Raw genomic sequence first — 16,414 nt, forward strand, 5'->3', positions numbered from 1 at the left:
TCCAGCCCTCAGCATTTATTCATCGGTGCTTCTGCTATACTTTTGCTTGAGGTGAAAGAATTGAAAATATTATCTTCACAATTAACCAAAACATTCGAGCGCATCGCTTTGCATGAACACACACTCGAAGAAATCGCCCGCCTTCTTGCACAAGCCGCAATTGGTGAAGGAACCATTTTTATAGCCGCCTTCGGCGAAATGAAAGCGGTAGCCGCTGCCGCACTCGACGGCATAGAGCCGATTCCTTCTGCAAGTGAATGGAAACCGGACAGCATTTTAACAAGCGCTGACCGTGTCTTCATTCTATCAAAAAAAGATGAAGGGGATGAACTGGCAGGCAGATTATCCGATGCCGCCATCCCGTTCGCCATGCTCTCTGCAGAATCACATGAATCGGATCTGCCGGAAGTTTTCCTGTCGCTCGGCATCGATGAAGGCATCCCTGCGGCTGAAACCGGCGACCAAACTGTAAAACCACATGCGATGGCCGCTTTATACGCCTATCATATTATCAAAGTGATGTTGGACAGGATGCTCGCAGAAGAATCCTATTAAACGCAAAAGCCTTTCCGGATTGTAATTGCCGGAAAGGCTTTTGCTATATTTATTTAATTATTTATTAGCGATTGATGCTTTGACAAATTCACGGAACAACGGCTGCGGACGGTTCGGGCGAGAGATGAATTCCGGGTGGAATTGGCAAGCCACGAACCATGGGTGATCAGCAATTTCGATGATTTCAACCAGGCGGCCATCCGGGCTTGTACCCGAAAACATGAAGCCGGCTGCTTCGAATTGCTCACGGAATTCGTTGTTGAACTCGTAGCGGTGGCGATGGCGTTCGTATACTAAAGATTCGCCGTAAGCTTCATGCGCTTTCGACCCTTCTTTCAATTTTGCAGGCTGCAATCCCAGACGCAACGTGCCGCCCAGATCTTCAATGTCTTTTTGCTCCGGCAATAAATCGATGACCGGGTAAGGAGTCTTCGGATCCAATTCTGAAGAATGGGCATCTTCCATACCCATCAGATTGCGGGCGAATTCTACTGACGCCAGCTGCATGCCAAGGCAAATCCCGAAGAATGGCACTTTGTTTTCACGCGCATATTTCGTAGCGACGATTTTCCCTTCAACACCACGGTCCCCGAATCCTCCAGGAACCAGGATGCCGTCGCAATTGCTCAATTTCTCTTCAACGTTTTCGGCGTTGACATGTTCTGCGTTGATCCAGTCCACTTCAATATCCGAATCGAAAGCAAAGCCTGCGTGTTTCAAAGATTCTACAACGGAAATATAGGCATCCTGCAACTCGACGTATTTACCGACAAGACCGATGCGAACTGTGTTCTTCAGTGATTTCACTTTTTCCACAAGCCCAGTCCATTCCGTCATATCCGCTTTAGGTGCTTCTATGCCGAAATGATCCAGAACGATTTGATCCATGTTCTGCTCCTGCAAACGAAGCGGCATTTCATAGATCACATCAACGTCACGTGATTCAATAACTTCTTCCGCTTTAATGTCACAGAATAACGCAATCTTATCTTTCATATCCTGCGGTACCGGATGTTCCGTACGGACAACGATCAGGTTAGGCTGGATACCCAAACTGCGCAATTCTTTGACACTGTGCTGAGTCGGTTTTGTTTTCATTTCTTTTGCTGCGCCAAGGTACGGGATCAATGTACAGTGGATGTACATGACTTCTTCGCGTCCCAGGTCGGATTTCATCTGGCGAATCGCTTCAAGGAACGGCAAGGATTCGATATCCCCTACTGTTCCGCCGATTTCCGTGATGACTACATCCGCTTTTGCCGTTTTCGCTGCGCGCAATAAACGATCTTTGATTTCGTTGGTGATGTGCGGAATTACTTGGACAGTTCCGCCAAGATAATCGCCGCGGCGTTCTTTTTGAATAACAGTCGAATAGACTTTCCCCGTCGTCACATTCGAATATTTGTTCAAGTTAATGTCGATGAAGCGCTCGTAATGGCCCAAGTCCAAATCCGTTTCCGCGCCGTCATCTGTTACGAAAACTTCTCCGTGCTGATATGGGCTCATCGTGCCCGGGTCAATGTTGATGTATGGATCGAATTTCTGGATTGTGACGTTCAATCCTCTATTTTTCAATAAACGGCCAAGTGAAGCCGCTGTGATCCCTTTACCAAGCGATGATACTACGCCGCCGGTTACGAAAATATACTTTGTCATGCTTGTTTCCTCCTCGATTTTTGAAGACGTGCTTTGTGGTTTGCATAGGTGTGTAATGACAGATAGCGCATGCTTTGCTACCCGATATTCCGCAAAACAGCTGCGCTTGCCTGGTGGCTTGCGCTGAGCTAACTCGTGCTCAGTACCCTTCGCCCGAGTGGATCTCAGCACTTCGCTTGGTCACCTGGGCGTCTGCGCTGTTTTGCTCCATATCTCTAGAGTTCCTTCTAGCGCCGGCGCGCCTATGGACTGAGCGGAGCAATAAGACGAGTGGTCTTCTCGGCTTATTGCGGGAGCTTTGTCCTAAGCGCTGAAGCGACTTGTTGAAGTATTTTATTATTAAACTATAGCCCGGGAAAAAATAAAAAGCGCCCCTTCTGCTGCGTGCAGAGGGAGCGCATAAACTGTACGAATCATTTCTCCTGTTTTTAAGGAGCCCAGTAAAATCTTATCCAGTCCTGTGATTAAAGTCAAGGTAAAAAAATGTTCCGATTACTTCAACTCTTCGTCTTCTTCTTCATCTTCTTCGTCTTCATCATCAATGATGTTGCCATCGATGTCTTCGACCAGAACGTCAACGTCCTCTTCATCCTCGTCTTCGTCCGTTTCAGCATCAAAATCGATTACTTCCACTTCGTCGCCGAGTTTAGGCGTTACGTCTTCATCGTCCTCTTCATCTTCGTCAAAATCATCGAAGTCGAGTTCATCTTCCATTTCAAGGTCCATATCTTCGAATTCTTCATCGTCCGCAACTTTCGCTTTCTTCTTGCGGGCTTTGACAGTCGGCGCAGATTCTTCTTCGATCTGCTCTACCGGATACCATTCACGAAGGCCCCAACGGTTTTCACCGAGGATCAGGAAGCGTCCATCAATGTTCATGTCCGTGTAGAATTGCACAAGGCGCGCTTTCATATCTTCTTTAGAAAGGCCCAGCAAACCTTCAATTTCCTCAACGATTTCAGGATATGTTTTTGTTTCATGGGTTTCAGCCAATAATGCGTATGTTAAGTCTACAAACGACTCTTCGATTAGTTCCTCTTTGGATAATTCACGTAATTTCAATTACCGCACGTCCCTTCTTCTCTCTTAACTTAATTCATTATATACAAAGTCTCTTCAGTCCGCTACCGTGACTTGTTTTTTCTTTTCCCCAATTCCTTCCACCCATAATAAAACAGGTAGAGCGACAGGATGATTAACGGAACGGAGCCCAGTGCTCTATTGTACAGGAAAATGATCAATATGATACAGACAATAATTATCAGGTAATTTACATACTTCGGCATAGTTAATCATCCTTTATGGCCCACGTGCAATTTCTTCTATTATAACTGAGTTTCCTGAATATATCGAATAGCTTTTCGAATCAATCCGGCGAGCCGACTGTATAGTTGTCGCATATGTCAGTCGCATACAGATTTAGGCTGAACGCACGCAAAATTTTTTAATCGTGCACAAAAAATTTTAATCGCGCATATTTCTTTTTAATCGCGGGTAAATCAGCTTAACCGCGCATAAAAATCTTTAATCGCGCGTAACTTCCAAAACTCATCGAATCCAATGAGAAAAACCCGCCTGCAAAGGATGCAAACGGGTTCTCACATAAATTCTTACATATTCCGGCGATATTGGCCGCCGACTTCGTATAATGCAGTCGTAATTTGGCCAAGACTTGCCACTTTAACAGTTTCCATCAATTCTTCAAAGATGTTGCCGCCAGTTTTCGCGGCCTGTTTCAAGCGTGCAAGCGCTTCGTCAGAATCATTGCGCTCCTGGAAGGCACGCAGGTTGTTGATCTGTGTTTCTTTCTCTTCTTTTGTGGCGCGGGCGATTTCCATCGCATTGATGTCGTCGTCCGATTGCGGATTCGGGTTCAGATACGTGTTGACTCCGATAATCGGCAATTCGCCTGTGTGTTTCTTCATTTCGTAATGCATCGATTCTTCCTGGATCTTGCCGCGCTGATATTGTGTTTCCATAGCGCCAAGCACGCCGCCGCGGTCGTTGATGCGGTCGAATTCCTGCAATACCGCTTCTTCCACCAGCTGCGTCAGTTCTTCAACAATAAATGCGCCTTGCAGCGGATTTTCGTTTTTCGACAAGCCGTGCTCTTTCGTGATGATCATCTGGATCGCCATTGCGCGGCGGACAGATTCCTCAGTCGGAGTCGTGATGGCTTCATCGTAAGCGTTCGTATGAAGCGAGTTCGTGTTGTCCTGAAGTGCCATCAAAGCCTGCAGCGTTGTGCGGATATCGTTGAAGTCGATTTCCTGTGCATGAAGGCTGCGGCCTGAAGTCTGAACATGGTATTTCAGTTTCTGGCTGCGTTCGTTGGCACCGTATTTATCGCGCATCACGATTGCCCAGATGCGTCTTGCCACACGTCCGATAACCGTGTACTCCGGATCCAGGCCGTTCGAGAAGAAGAACGACAAGTTCGGCGCAAAGTCATCGATGTTCATGCCGCGGCTCAGATAATATTCCACGTAAGTGAAGCCGTTCGACAGCGTGAAGGCCAATTGTGAAATCGGGTTTGCGCCCGCTTCCGCGATATGATAGCCCGAAATCGATACGGAATAGTAATTGCGCACTTTATGGTCGATGAAGTATTGCTGGATATCGCCCATCATACGCAATGCGAATTCAGTCGAGAAGATGCATGTGTTCTGCCCTTGGTCTTCTTTCAGGATATCCGCCTGAACCGTCCCGCGGACCACTTGCAGCGTCCCTTCACGGACTTCGGTGAATTCTTCGAGCGTCAATGTGCGGCCGAGTTCTTCTTCACGTTTCTTGACTTGCTGATCGATTGCCGTATTCATGAACATCGCAAGGATGATCGGTGCCGGCCCGTTGATCGTCATGGAAACGGAAGTGGACGGCGCACAGAGATCAAAGCCGTCATATAATTTTTTCATGTCGTCCAGCGTACAGATGGATACACCTGACTCGCCGACTTTACCATAAATATCAGGGCGGTGATCCGGATCTTCTCCGTAAAGTGTTACGGAATCGAATGCCGTCGACAGGCGTTTTGCGTCGTCGTCTTTCGACAGGTAATGGAAGCGGCGGTTTGTGCGTTCCGGCGTCCCTTCACCCGCGAATTGGCGTTTTGGATCTTCTCCCGCGCGTTTGAACGGGAAGACACCAGCTGTATAAGGGAATGAACCCGGTACGTTTTCAGCGTAAACCCAGCTGAGGATTTCTCCGTAATCAACGAATTTCGGCAATACGACTCTTGGAATTTTCAGTCCTGACAAGCTTTCCGTGCGTAAAATCGTACGGATTTCCTTGTCGCGGACAGTGGTCACGAATTCGTCGCCTGTATAGGCTTCTTTCACTGCTGCCCAGTTTTCCAGAATGCGTTTTGATTCATTCGTCAATTGATCACGGACACCTTCTGCAAGGGATTGGAGTGAATTTACCAATGCGTCGTCCGGCGATTTTTTCTTCACTTCGTCGATTGCGCCTTCCAACTGGAAGAGGCGGCGGGCAAATCCTGCCTGCTCTTTTGACTTCGCGTGGTAGCCGCGGACAGTATCCGTCAACTCACGCAAATAATAACGGCGGTCATTCGGGATGATCAGGTTCTCTTTTTGCGTTTTTGCGAATTGTTCGTAATCCGTCACCCAGTCGGTGCCGCATTTTTCATTGACGGTCGCAACCAAAGCCGCGAACAGGGAGTTTGTTCCTTTATCATTGAACTGGCTGGCAATTGTGCCATAAACAGGCATCTTGTCCAATTCATCATCAAAACGCATATGGCTGCGCTGGAATTGCTTTTGAACCTGGCGCAATGCATCTTCTGAGCCTTTACGCTCGAATTTATTGATGACAATCAAATCCGCGTAATCGATCATGTCGATTTTTTCCAGTTGAGAAGGCGCTCCGAATTCACTTGTCATGACGTACATCGAAACGTCCGAGAAGTTGGCGATTTCGGCATCTCCTTGTCCGATACCGCTTGTTTCCACGACAATCAGGTCAAAACCTGCTGCCTTGATGACGTCAAGCACATCTCCAAGTGCCGCGGACAGTTCTGTACGCGAGCCACGGGTTGCAAGGCTTCTCATGAAAACGCGTTTGTTGAAGATTGCGTTCATGCGGATTCGGTCGCCAAGCAATGCGCCGCCTGTTTTTTGTTTAGTCGGGTCGATTGAGAGGATCGCAATGTTTTTACCCGGTAATTCTGTAAGGAAACGGCGGATCAATTCATCCGTCAAAGAACTTTTCCCAGCTCCGCCTGTTCCGGTGATGCCCAGCACAGGTGTGTTTTTAGACTGGTTTTTCACTGCACTCATCAATTCGGATGTATCGCCGCCGCGTGTATGCGCTTCTTCTGCGGCAGTAATCAAGTTCGCGACAGTTACCGGATTTTCCGGAGATAATTTTTCAACAGAAAGATCCTCTTTGACCGTCGAGAAATCACATTCTTCAACGATTTCCGTGATCATACCCTGAAGCCCTTTTTTGCGGCCGTCTTCCGGCGAGAAAATGCGGGCAATGCCGTATTCGTGAAGCTCCATGATTTCGCGCGGAAGGATAACGCCCCCGCCTCCGCCATAAATGCGGATATGCGGAGCGCCTTTCTCCTGCAATAAATCATGCATGTACTTGAAGTATTCGACGTGTCCTCCCTGATAAGAGGAAATCGCGATTCCCTGCACATCTTCCTGGATTGCAGCATTGACCACTTCTTCAACCGAACGGTTATGTCCGAGGTGGATTACTTCAACACCGGTCGATTGTAAAATACGTCGCATGATATTGATCGATGCGTCATGTCCGTCGAACAACGCTGAAGCTGTAACAAAACGGATATGGTTTTTCGGCTGGTACGTTTTTGTTTCCTGGATTGTAGCCATGTATGTTTAGCCCCCTGATACCGAGATTTTTTCTCCTGCCATCCCCTGCAGAAGGAACTTCGTTTGCATTTCGATAAATTCTTGAATCGTGAAATCGCGCAGAGCCCAGCGGCGGAATGCCCACATCTGGCCCTGAACGAATAAATGATGGGACGCCAAAACGATTTCCTTCGGCGTCAGATCCACCTGTCCGCGTTCGGCGCATTCGGTCAACAGGCGCTCGAAAAGGGAAACCATTTCCGTTTCCTTTGTGAGCACATATTGCAAAGCGTCTTTCGGCAATGATTTCGACTCCTGGTACATGACGACGAATTCATCCTGCATATCGTCGATCAATCCGTAATAGTGTTCGAGTGCCGTGATCAGCACTTCCCATGAGCCGTTTTCCATATCGATTGTCGCCAGACGCGAATGCACTTCGTCGTAAATCGAGTCACAGACAAGATAGAGCACATCTTCTTTTGTTCGGATGTATTCATATAAAGTACCGATGCTGAAACCCGCTGCCTTGGCGATTTCTCTTGTAGTCGTGCGGTGAAAGCCCTTTTCTTTAAAAAGCGTGACAGCGCCGCGGATCATTTGCGCTCGGCGCTTTTCGATCAGGCTTTCATCTTTTACGGAAGACTGTATTGCACGCTTTTCATTCATAGGCCTGCCTCCGATTATTTTGTGACCATACGGGAAATGACCAAACGCTGGATTTCCTGTGTGCCTTCATAGATTTGAGTGATTTTAGCGTCGCGCATGAAGCGTTCTACCGGATAGTCTTTCGTATAGCCGTAGCCGCCAAATACCTGCACCGCTTCAACAGTAACTTTCATCGCTGTATCGCCGGCCATCAATTTAGCCATAGCCGATTCTTTGCTGTACGAGTATTTATTCGACTCAAGCCAAGCAGCCTGGTAAGTCAATAGGCGTGAAGCTTCGATTGAAGTAGCCATATCCGCCAACTTGAATGAAATCCCTTGGTTTGCAGCAATCGGTTTGCCGAATTGCTCACGTTCTTTCGCGTAATCGATTGCAGCGTCCATTGCGCCTTGCGCGATTCCGACTGCTTGTGCAGCGATGCCGTTGCGGCCGCCGTCAAGCGTCTGCATAGCGATTTTAAATCCTTGGCCAAGTTCGCCAAGCATATTTTCTTTTGGTACACGGCAGTTATCGAAAATGATTTCAGTTGTAGGGCTTGAACGGATGCCGAGTTTCTTCTCTTTCTTGCCGACAGAGAATCCTTCGAAATCTTTTTCTACGATGAACGCAGTCGTCCCTTTATGTTTTGAAGTCGGGTCAGTCACAGCGAATACGATGTAGATATCCGCAATCCCGCCGTTAGTGATGAAGATTTTCGAACCGTTAAGAATATAGTGGTCGCCGTCTTCTTTCGCACTGGTTTTCATGCCGCCAGCGTCGGAGCCTGAAGCCGGTTCAGTCAAACCATAAGCACCGATTTTCGAACCTTCCGCCATCGGACGAAGATATTTTTGTTTCTGCTCTTCCGTACCGAATGTGTACACCGGCCATCCCGCAAGTGAAGTATGCGCGGAAAGCGTTACTCCTGTTGATGCACAAACGCGGGACAATTCTTCAACCGCGATGCAGTACGCCAAATAGTCAGATCCAATTCCGCCGTATTCTTCCGGCCACGGAATACCAGTAAGGCCAAGTTCAGCCATCTTGTCAAAAATGTCACGGTCAAAACGTTCTTCTTCGTCACGCTCTTCTGCTGTCGGTGCCACTTCTTTGTTTGCAAAATCGCGCACCATTTTACGGATCATTTCATGTTCTTCGCTTAATTTAAAATTCATTTTCATTTTCCCCCTGCTATTTTAATAGTTGTTTGCTGATTACGATTCGTTGAATTTCACTCGTGCCTTCATAGATTTCCGTCACTTTCGCGTCGCGGAACAAACGCTCCACCGGATAATCTTCTGTATAGCCATAACCGCCGTAAACCTGGATTGCTTCAATCGCAATATCCATAGCAGCTTTCGATGCGAATAATTTCGCCATCGACGCTTCTTTATTGCAATCCTTGCCTTCGGAATAAAGGCTGGCCGCGTTATAAACAAGCAGTTTCGCAGCTTCGACTTGTGTCGCCATATCCGCGAGCTTAAACGCGATGCCTTGCTGCTGGGCAATCGGCTTGCCGAATTGCTCACGCTCTTTGGCGTAGGCAACCGAGTACTCATACGCCGCTTCTGCGATGCCAAGCGCTTGGGCCGCGATGCCGATGCGTCCAACATTCAAGTTAGCCATGGCAATGCTGAAGCCTTTATTTTCCTGGCCCAACAAATTTTCAGCAGGAACGCGCATATTGTCGAACGTAAGCTGTACAGTCCGCGAACCGTGCATGCCCATTTTCTTTTCATCCTTGCCGATGACAAGGCCTGGAAAATCTTTTTCAACAATAAAAGCGGAGATGCCGCGTGAGCCGGCTTCCGGTTTCGTGGAAGCGAAGACGATATATGTGTCCGCTTCGCCGCCATTCGTGATGAACACTTTTGAACCGTTCAACACATACTCTTCGCCGTCCAGCACAGCTCTTGTCTTCAAACTGCCTGCGTCAGAACCGGCAGCCGGTTCCGTCAGGCAAAATGCGCCAAGATACTCGCCGCTTGCAAGTTTCGGCACATACTTCGCGATCTGCTCTTCCGTTCCGAAATGCAGAATCGGATTTGTCCCGACTGAAGTGTGAACGGAAAGAATTACGCCGATGACGCCGCTTGCTTTCGATAATTCATGGATGGCCGTGATATAAGAAGTGAAGTCCATTTCCGAGCCGCCGTATTTTTCAGGAGCTGTAATGCCCATCAAACCAAGACCAGCCATTTTGTTCAGGATTTCACGAGGAAATTCGCCTTCTTCCATCTTTTCGATAAAAGGAGTAATTTCTTCTTTTGCAAAATCGCGCACCATATTGCGCATCATAATTTGTTCATCTGTAAAATGTAAGTCCATTGCGGGTTCCTCCTTGATTAATTGTATTCGTAGAATCCGCGTCCTGTCTTGATTAATTGTATTCGTAGAATCCGCGTCCTGTTTTCTTGCCAAGCCAACCGGCTTTCACGTACTGGCGTAATAACGGACTTGGGCGGTATTTGCTGTCGCCAAAGCCTTCGTGAAGTACTTCCATAATGTAAAGGCATGTATCGAGTCCAATAAAATCAGCCAGCTCAAGCGGGCCCATCGGATGGTTCATGCCCATTTTCATGATGCTGTCGATCGCTTCTTTCGTCGCGACACCTTCCTGAAGCGTGAAAACCGCTTCATTGATCATCGGCATCAATATACGGTTCGAAACAAAGCCAGGGAAATCATTGCATTCCACAGGTGTTTTCGATAATTTCAATGTCATTTCTTCTATTGTTTTATAAACTTCATCCGTCGTCGCGAGGCCGCGGATGATTTCAACCAGTTTCATGACCGGCACCGGATTCATGAAATGCATGCCGATCACCTGCTCTGGACGGTTCGTCACTGCCGCAATTTCCGTAATCGGCAGTGAAGACGTATTTGTCGCCAAAATCGCGTGCTTCGGCGCCACTTCATCAAGCGTCTTAAAGATGCTGTGTTTGATCTCCATATTTTCAACAGCCGCTTCGATGACGATATCGACGTCGTGTGCGTCTTTCAAATCCAATGAAGAAGTGATGCGGCCAAGAGTTTCTGACTTTTCATCTTCCGTCATACGGCCTTTTTCCACATTGCGGGAGAGGTTTTTTGTTATGTTCGCGATTCCGCGATCATATGCTTCCTGCTTCATATCGTTCAATTTCACATTAAATCCTGCCTGTGCGCAGACTTGCGCGATGCCGGAACCCATTTGGCCGGCTCCGATCACCATTACGTTTTGAATTGCCATTCTTATTTTGCCTCCTTAGGAACTTCGATCATAATTGCATCGCCTTGACCGCCGCCTGAGCAGATTGCCGCAATACCGATACCGCCGCCACGGCGTTTCAACTCATACGCCAGTGTCAGGATGATGCGTGTTCCGCTTGCGCCAATCGGATGCCCAAGCGCTACAGAGCCACCGTTGACGTTCACTTTTTCTGCATCCAATCCAGCGATTTTCGAACTCGCCAGTGCTACAGCTGCGAATGCTTCATTGATTTCGAATAAATCGATGTCATCCAAAGATTTGCCTGTTTTCTTCAAAAGCTCGTTGATGACAAGACCCGGTGTTTCCGGGAAACGGTGCGGTTCAACAGCTACTTCCGTGTGAGAAAGTACATAAGCTAATGGAGTTTTGCCATCCCTTTGCGCGCGTTCTTCACTCATCATAATAAGTGCAGCCGCTCCATCATTGATCCCTGGCGCGTTTCCGGCAGTAATTGTGCCGTCTTTGCCGAATGCCGGTTTTAATTTGGATAAAGATTCTGCCGTTGTGCCTTCACGCGGCGCTTCATCCAACTCAACTTTAATCGGATCGCCTTTACGCTGCTTCACTTCGATCGGCGTGATTTCTTCAGCGAAAACGTCTTTCGCTTTGATTGCGCGTTCATGTGAACGGACAGACCATTCATCCTGTTTTTCACGCGTCAAACCGTGTTCTTCAGCAGTCGAGTTTCCGTAGGTGCCCATATAGACTTTATCGGGATGGAATGAACATGACAATCCGTCATGAACCATTCCGTCGATCATTTGAGCATCGCCCATACGCAATCCCCAGCGCGCTTTCGGCAAGTAGTAGGGCGCATTCGACATGGATTCCATTCCGCCCGCTACAATCACTTCTTCGTCACCGAGTCGGATGATCTGATCAGCCATCGTTACGGAACGAAGTCCTGATGCACACACTTTATTGATTGTTTCTGATTTTACGTTATATGGAATGCCGGCTTTATAGGCCGCTTGTCTTGAAGGAATCTGGCCCTGGCCAGCCTGCAGGACGTTGCCCATGATCACTTCCTGGACATCTTCCGGCTGGATATTTGCACGGTTCATTGCTTCTTTGATTGCTGCTGCTCCGAGGTCGCTGGCTGTCAATGAGCTCAGGCCGCCTCCGAATTTCCCGAATGCTGTTCTTGCGCCATCAATGATAACTGTTTTTGCCATGATAAATTCTCCTCCCATGTTGTAAACGTTTTCACTTGAAATAAAAAAATAATGGATGTGGCTTATTTCCTGGAATCGACGATAAACGGTTGGAAATCGACGATAAAACTCTGAAAATCGCTGATAAAATTTGTAAAAAGGGTATTACGCTATGTTCATCGCAAAACATTGCCTCTGCATCGTTCGGCTCCGCCTCACTAGCTTCGAGGCTAACCAAGCGCCGAAACTTCGTTTGGCGTTTGGTTGACTGAACGCTCGCTCGGCAAGTTCTCGTGAAAAAAGGGAGCTTTTACACTCCCTCCTCTTATCTTTCATATTATAGAATTTTTCCGCTTTTAGCAATCTTTATCCCGTTTTAATGGTCAGTAAGGCTCCCACTTTGCCAAGCAAGAGCTCAACTGACCCTAAAAACCCGAATGGATCAACTAACATTCAGCGGAAAAATGGACTCCGCTGGATGAAGTTTCTCTTTATTGAAAAAGCTGTTCTTCCGGAATCGGTGTTTCATTGCCAAAGATCGACATTTCAAGCAGTTCGGACACGTCATAAGTGCCTACTGTTTCTTCAACTTCTTTCGCTTTCGTTCCATCTGACAACATTGTCAGGCAGTACGGACAGCCGGAAGAAATCATTGTAGGATTCACTTCGAGTGCCTGCTCGGTACGCGCAACGTTGACGCGATGTCCAGCATCTTCTTCCATCCACATCAATCCGCCACCAGCGCCACAGCACATTCCATCCTGGCGGTTACGGACCATTTCAACCAATTCGACGCCTTCGATCGATTTCAAAATCTCACGCGGTGCGTCATAGACATCGTTGTAACGGCCTAGGTAGCAGGAATCATGGAAAGTGATCTTTTCATTGACTGCGTACTGCGGTTTCAGCTTGCCTTGTTGCAATAGTTCAAACAGCATTTCGGTATGGTGGTAGACTTCAGCCTGGAAGCCGAAATCAGGATACTCGTTTTTGAAGATATTGTATGCGTGCGGATCAATCGTAACGATTTTCTTGATATCCGATTTTTCAAACTCTTTGATGTTCGCTGTCGCAAGTTCCTGGAACAGGAATTCGTTCCCAAGACGACGCGGTGTATCTCCGGAGTTCTTTTCTTTATTGCCGAGAATCGCGAATTTAACTCCCGCTTCATTCATCAGACGGGCAAATGACAAAGCGATTTTTTGAGAGCGGCTGTCGAATGAACCCATTGAACCAACCCAGAATAGGAATTCGAATTCTTCTCCGGCTTTGTTCATTTCCTTGACAGTCGGGATATGAACGTCTTCACGCGCATCTCTCCAGTTTTCTTTATCTTTACGGTTAAGGCCCCATGGATTACCCTGCTTCTCGATGTTTGTCATCGCGCGCTGAGCGTCTTTATCCATTTTCCCTTCAGTCATAACAAGGTAACGGCGAAGGTCGATGATTTTATCGACGTGTTCGTTCATTACCGGACATTGGTCTTCACAGTTACGGCAAGTCGTACATGCCCAGATTTCTTCTTCTGTGATAACGTCTCCGATAAGGCTTGGGCTGTAAAGATCATCGATGCTTACGCCTTCAGCGCCAGCAGCCATTGCCAACTGGTTCCCTTGTGTGTTGCCGAATGCCATTGCCGGCACCCATGGTTTTTTCTGGGTCATAACTGCACCCGTGTTCGTCAAGTTATCACGAAGTTTTGTAATAAGGTCCATCGGCGACAGCATTTTCCCTGTACCGGTTGCTGGACACATATTCGTGCATCGACCACATTCCACGCATGCGTAGAAGTCGATCATCTGCCCTTGGTTGAAGTCTGTGATTTTTCCGACACCAAATGATGGCATAGCGTCAGGATCATCTTCATCCGCTTCTTCCATCTCTTCAAAATTGATCGGCTTCAAGCGGCCGACGTGATCAGTACGGTGGAACCATGTGTTGACCGGTCCGAAGATCAAGTGAGCGTGTTTTGATTGTGGTACATAAACAAGGAATGTTAATAGGAACAATAGATGTGCCCACCACATAATATAGAAAATCGTTGCAGCTGCTGTTTCAGGAAGGCCTGCGAAAATCATAGCGAATACAGATGCTACAGGCTCAGTCCAAGCTGTCGGATGATCCTGCCAAACCATTCCGGCACCATTACCGACTAGGACTGTAACCATCAAACCGCCGATGAAAATCAGCACAAGACCGGATTTCCAGCCGCGTTTCAAGCGAACCAGTTTTTCAATATAACGTCTGTAGAACGCCCACACTACCGCAACCAGAATTGTTAACGTAACAATCTCCTGGAAAAATGTAAATGCAGGATACAGCGGCCCTAAAGGCAGGTGGGAACCTGGCGACAAGCCTTTGATAATAAAATCGATGGCACTTGCCTGCACTAATAAAAATCCGTAGAAGAACATGACGTGAATTGCTCCACTTTTCTTATCCTTCAATAATTTCTTTTGACCAAATACGTTGACCATGACTTTGCGGACGCGTTCGTTGAAATTGTCCTCAAACTCCACTTTTTTCCCCAGTTGGATGTAGTCGTAGCGTGACTTAAGCAAATAAACGAATAGATAAACTGCGTATATCGTCACAGCCAGGAACAAGATCCAGTTAGCAATGAGCAATGGCTCCATTGGTACTCCCCCTTAAAATATATTCCAAAAAATCCTTATTCAAAGTTTACGTGAACTCCCATCGATTGTCGATGCTTAGTTCTATATTAAAATATGAATGAGCATTCAGTCAATAGTTCTATTGAAAGGGTTTTCATCTATTTTATAGATTATAGCTTTTTCCGCAGCCATCTTCTTGAAAATCCCCCATAAAAAAAGCACCGCTCAATGCGGTGCTTGGCTGCGATAGCGGCGGATTGCTTCCGTCGTCGCTTCGAAAACAGTTTTGCCGATATGGCGGCCGAGTTCAGATATCGGCCCGGCATATTGAAATTCATTTCCCTGCTGCGTTGAACTGACCAGCACACTGTCCGTCGGTGTACCGGTGGCAATCGTGCCAGTAAACGGGTCAATCACTTTTTCCTGCTGAAAAGCTTTCGTTTTCGCTTCTGTCGCCGTCATCAACGCTTGAAGAAATGCTTCTTCGGCCAATATACCGTTGACAAAAATCCACGTATTGACCGTACCGACCTTTTTCACCCGTTCTTTCTGGTGCGTCAGAGAAACATCGGTGCCGTTTCCAGCCCCCGCTGTAACTGCCACAACAATTGATCCGCCTTCAAAGCTACACGATTCGAGGACCGCCTGACCGACATCGACTGCGGTCATCATCGCGACAGTATCGGTGGGTTTGAAACCTCTCTCTTCAATAAAACCGGTCAACTCCGCCACTGTATCATTGACTTCATAATTTTCATCGACCCGCCGGTTCATGAATGTGGTAAACCATCCCGACCCCGCGTTTATGACTGCAGAAGATACCGTTTTCAATGGAATTTCACTTCTGTACAGCACCATTTCCCGGGAAATCGCGAAGTCCTCTATTCGGACTTGCTGTTTTTTTACTTGCCGCTTGATGCCAGGCATTAAAGTAATTTGAGGTTTTGGCAGCTCCGGATGTGGATGTGTCGAAATTCTGGTTCCGTATACTTTCCTGATCTCTTTTTCTTTCACCACTTCATGCGGCTCCCCAATAGCCGCTACTCGTCCTTTTTCAAGGAGCAAAAGTGAATCGCAATACATCGAAGCCAGATTGATATCATGGAAAATGGAGACGATCGTCAGATTCTTCTCGATCGCCTGCCGTTTGATGGTATCGAGTAATTCTTTTTGATGATTGATATCCAAATGGTTTGTCGGCTCATCCAATAAAAGGATTGATGCGTTTTGAGCCAGTGCCTGGGCAACAAAGACTCGCTGCTGCTCACCGCCCGACATTTGGTCGATCGGCGTATGCTCATAGCGCCCGATATCCATCAATTCCATTGCTTCGGCCACCGCTTCTTCGTCTTCCTTAGACCACGATGAAAACCAGCCGCTCTGGTGAGGATACCTTCCCAGTGAAACAGTTTCGCGAACACTATGGGAAAACGCATGTGCATGAAGCTGCGGCAATACAGCCATTTTCTTCGCCAACTCTTTCGTAGCGTAATCCTTTAATTCCTTGCCATCTATCACGACGGATCCGGATGTCGCTTCCAGAATCCCGCTCATAAATTTCATCAATGTAGATTTCCCGCTGCCGTTCGGACCTAAAATCCCAAGCATTTTACCTTCTTTGACAGTGAAATCGACATCAGCTACTATATTTTTTTCACCGTAGCCACCGCTCAGGCGATTTACTTTCAACAT

At 47.4% G+C, this 16,414-nt stretch carries 11 protein-coding genes; 1 reads left to right on the plus strand and 10 read right to left on the minus strand.

Annotation, left to right across the window (positions count from 1 at the left end; genetic code table 11):
* Positions 1-60: 60 nt before the first annotated feature.
* Positions 61-555 carry a DUF2529 family protein gene (locus AC2Q9J_RS09830; RefSeq protein ID WP_499039426.1) on the plus strand — a complete coding sequence of 165 codons (495 nt, stop codon included), beginning with the start codon at positions 61-63 and terminating at the stop codon, positions 553-555.
* A gap of 57 nt (positions 556-612) precedes the next feature.
* Here AC2Q9J_RS09830 and pyrG read toward each other — a convergent pair whose 3' ends face one another.
* From pyrG to AC2Q9J_RS09880, 10 genes are all read right to left on the minus strand, one after another.
* Positions 613-2,211, minus strand: coding sequence for a CTP synthase (gene pyrG / locus AC2Q9J_RS09835; RefSeq protein ID WP_499039428.1), 1,599 nt, complete (start codon positions 2,209-2,211; stop codon positions 613-615).
* Positions 2,212-2,703: 492 nt separating this feature from the next.
* Complete coding sequence (rpoE, locus tag AC2Q9J_RS09840; RefSeq protein ID WP_499039430.1) at positions 2,704-3,273, minus strand: DNA-directed RNA polymerase subunit delta; 570 nt, start codon at positions 3,271-3,273, stop codon at positions 2,704-2,706.
* Between the two features lie 548 nt (positions 3,274-3,821).
* Positions 3,822-7,073, minus strand: a complete 3,252-nt coding sequence (gene icmF, locus AC2Q9J_RS09845; RefSeq protein WP_499039432.1) for a fused isobutyryl-CoA mutase/GTPase IcmF — start codon at positions 7,071-7,073, stop codon at positions 3,822-3,824.
* Positions 7,074-7,079: 6 nt separating this feature from the next.
* Entirely contained in the window at positions 7,080-7,721 is a 642-nt protein-coding gene (locus AC2Q9J_RS09850; protein WP_499039434.1) for a TetR/AcrR family transcriptional regulator, read from the minus strand.
* 14 nt (positions 7,722-7,735) lie between these two features.
* Positions 7,736-8,875 carry an acyl-CoA dehydrogenase gene (locus tag AC2Q9J_RS09855; RefSeq protein WP_499039435.1) on the minus strand — a complete coding sequence of 380 codons (1,140 nt, stop codon included), beginning with the start codon at positions 8,873-8,875 and terminating at the stop codon, positions 7,736-7,738.
* Between the two features lie 16 nt (positions 8,876-8,891).
* Positions 8,892-10,028 carry an acyl-CoA dehydrogenase gene (locus AC2Q9J_RS09860; RefSeq protein ID WP_499039437.1) on the minus strand — a complete coding sequence of 379 codons (1,137 nt, stop codon included), beginning with the start codon at positions 10,026-10,028 and terminating at the stop codon, positions 8,892-8,894.
* A 52-nt stretch (positions 10,029-10,080) separates the two neighbouring features.
* The gene (locus AC2Q9J_RS09865; RefSeq protein WP_499039439.1) at positions 10,081-10,932 is read right to left on the minus strand and encodes a 3-hydroxybutyryl-CoA dehydrogenase; all 852 of its coding nucleotides are present in this window, start codon (positions 10,930-10,932) and stop codon (positions 10,081-10,083) included.
* A 2-nt stretch (positions 10,933-10,934) separates the two neighbouring features.
* Positions 10,935-12,128 (minus strand): acetyl-CoA C-acetyltransferase, encoded by a 1,194-nt coding sequence (locus AC2Q9J_RS09870; RefSeq protein ID WP_499039440.1) that lies wholly within the window; start codon positions 12,126-12,128, stop codon positions 10,935-10,937.
* Positions 12,129-12,598: 470 nt separating this feature from the next.
* A complete protein-coding gene (locus AC2Q9J_RS09875) occupies positions 12,599-14,743 on the minus strand; it encodes a (Fe-S)-binding protein (protein ID WP_499039442.1) in 2,145 nt (714 codons plus the stop codon).
* Positions 14,744-14,947: 204 nt separating this feature from the next.
* The gene (locus AC2Q9J_RS09880; protein ID WP_499039444.1) at positions 14,948-16,414 is read right to left on the minus strand and encodes an adenosylcobinamide amidohydrolase; all 1,467 of its coding nucleotides are present in this window, start codon (positions 16,412-16,414) and stop codon (positions 14,948-14,950) included.

It is taken from the genome of Planococcus sp. RAB007_Raresut (genome assembly GCF_057369535.1).

Excerpts from the sequence above, each read along its gene's own strand:
- pyrG (WP_499039428.1), bottom strand. The coding sequence starts at position 2,211 with ATGACAAAGTATATTTTCGTAACCGGCGGCGTAGTATCATCGCTTGGT.
- icmF (WP_499039432.1), bottom strand. The coding sequence starts at position 7,073 with ATGGCTACAATCCAGGAAACAAAAACGTACCAGCCGAAAAACCATATC.
- AC2Q9J_RS09850 (WP_499039434.1), bottom strand. The coding sequence starts at position 7,721 with ATGAATGAAAAGCGTGCAATACAGTCTTCCGTAAAAGATGAAAGCCTG.
- AC2Q9J_RS09855 (WP_499039435.1), bottom strand. The coding sequence starts at position 8,875 with ATGAATTTTAAATTAAGCGAAGAACATGAAATGATCCGTAAAATGGTG.
- AC2Q9J_RS09860 (WP_499039437.1), bottom strand. The coding sequence starts at position 10,028 with ATGGACTTACATTTTACAGATGAACAAATTATGATGCGCAATATGGTG.
- AC2Q9J_RS09865 (WP_499039439.1), bottom strand. The coding sequence starts at position 10,932 with ATGGCAATTCAAAACGTAATGGTGATCGGAGCCGGCCAAATGGGTTCC.
- AC2Q9J_RS09870 (WP_499039440.1), bottom strand. The coding sequence starts at position 12,128 with ATGGCAAAAACAGTTATCATTGATGGCGCAAGAACAGCATTCGGGAAA.
- AC2Q9J_RS09875 (WP_499039442.1), bottom strand. The coding sequence starts at position 14,743 with ATGGAGCCATTGCTCATTGCTAACTGGATCTTGTTCCTGGCTGTGACG.
- AC2Q9J_RS09880 (WP_499039444.1), bottom strand. The coding sequence starts at position 16,414 with ATGTTGAAAGTAAATCGCCTGAGCGGTGGCTACGGTGAAAAAAATATA.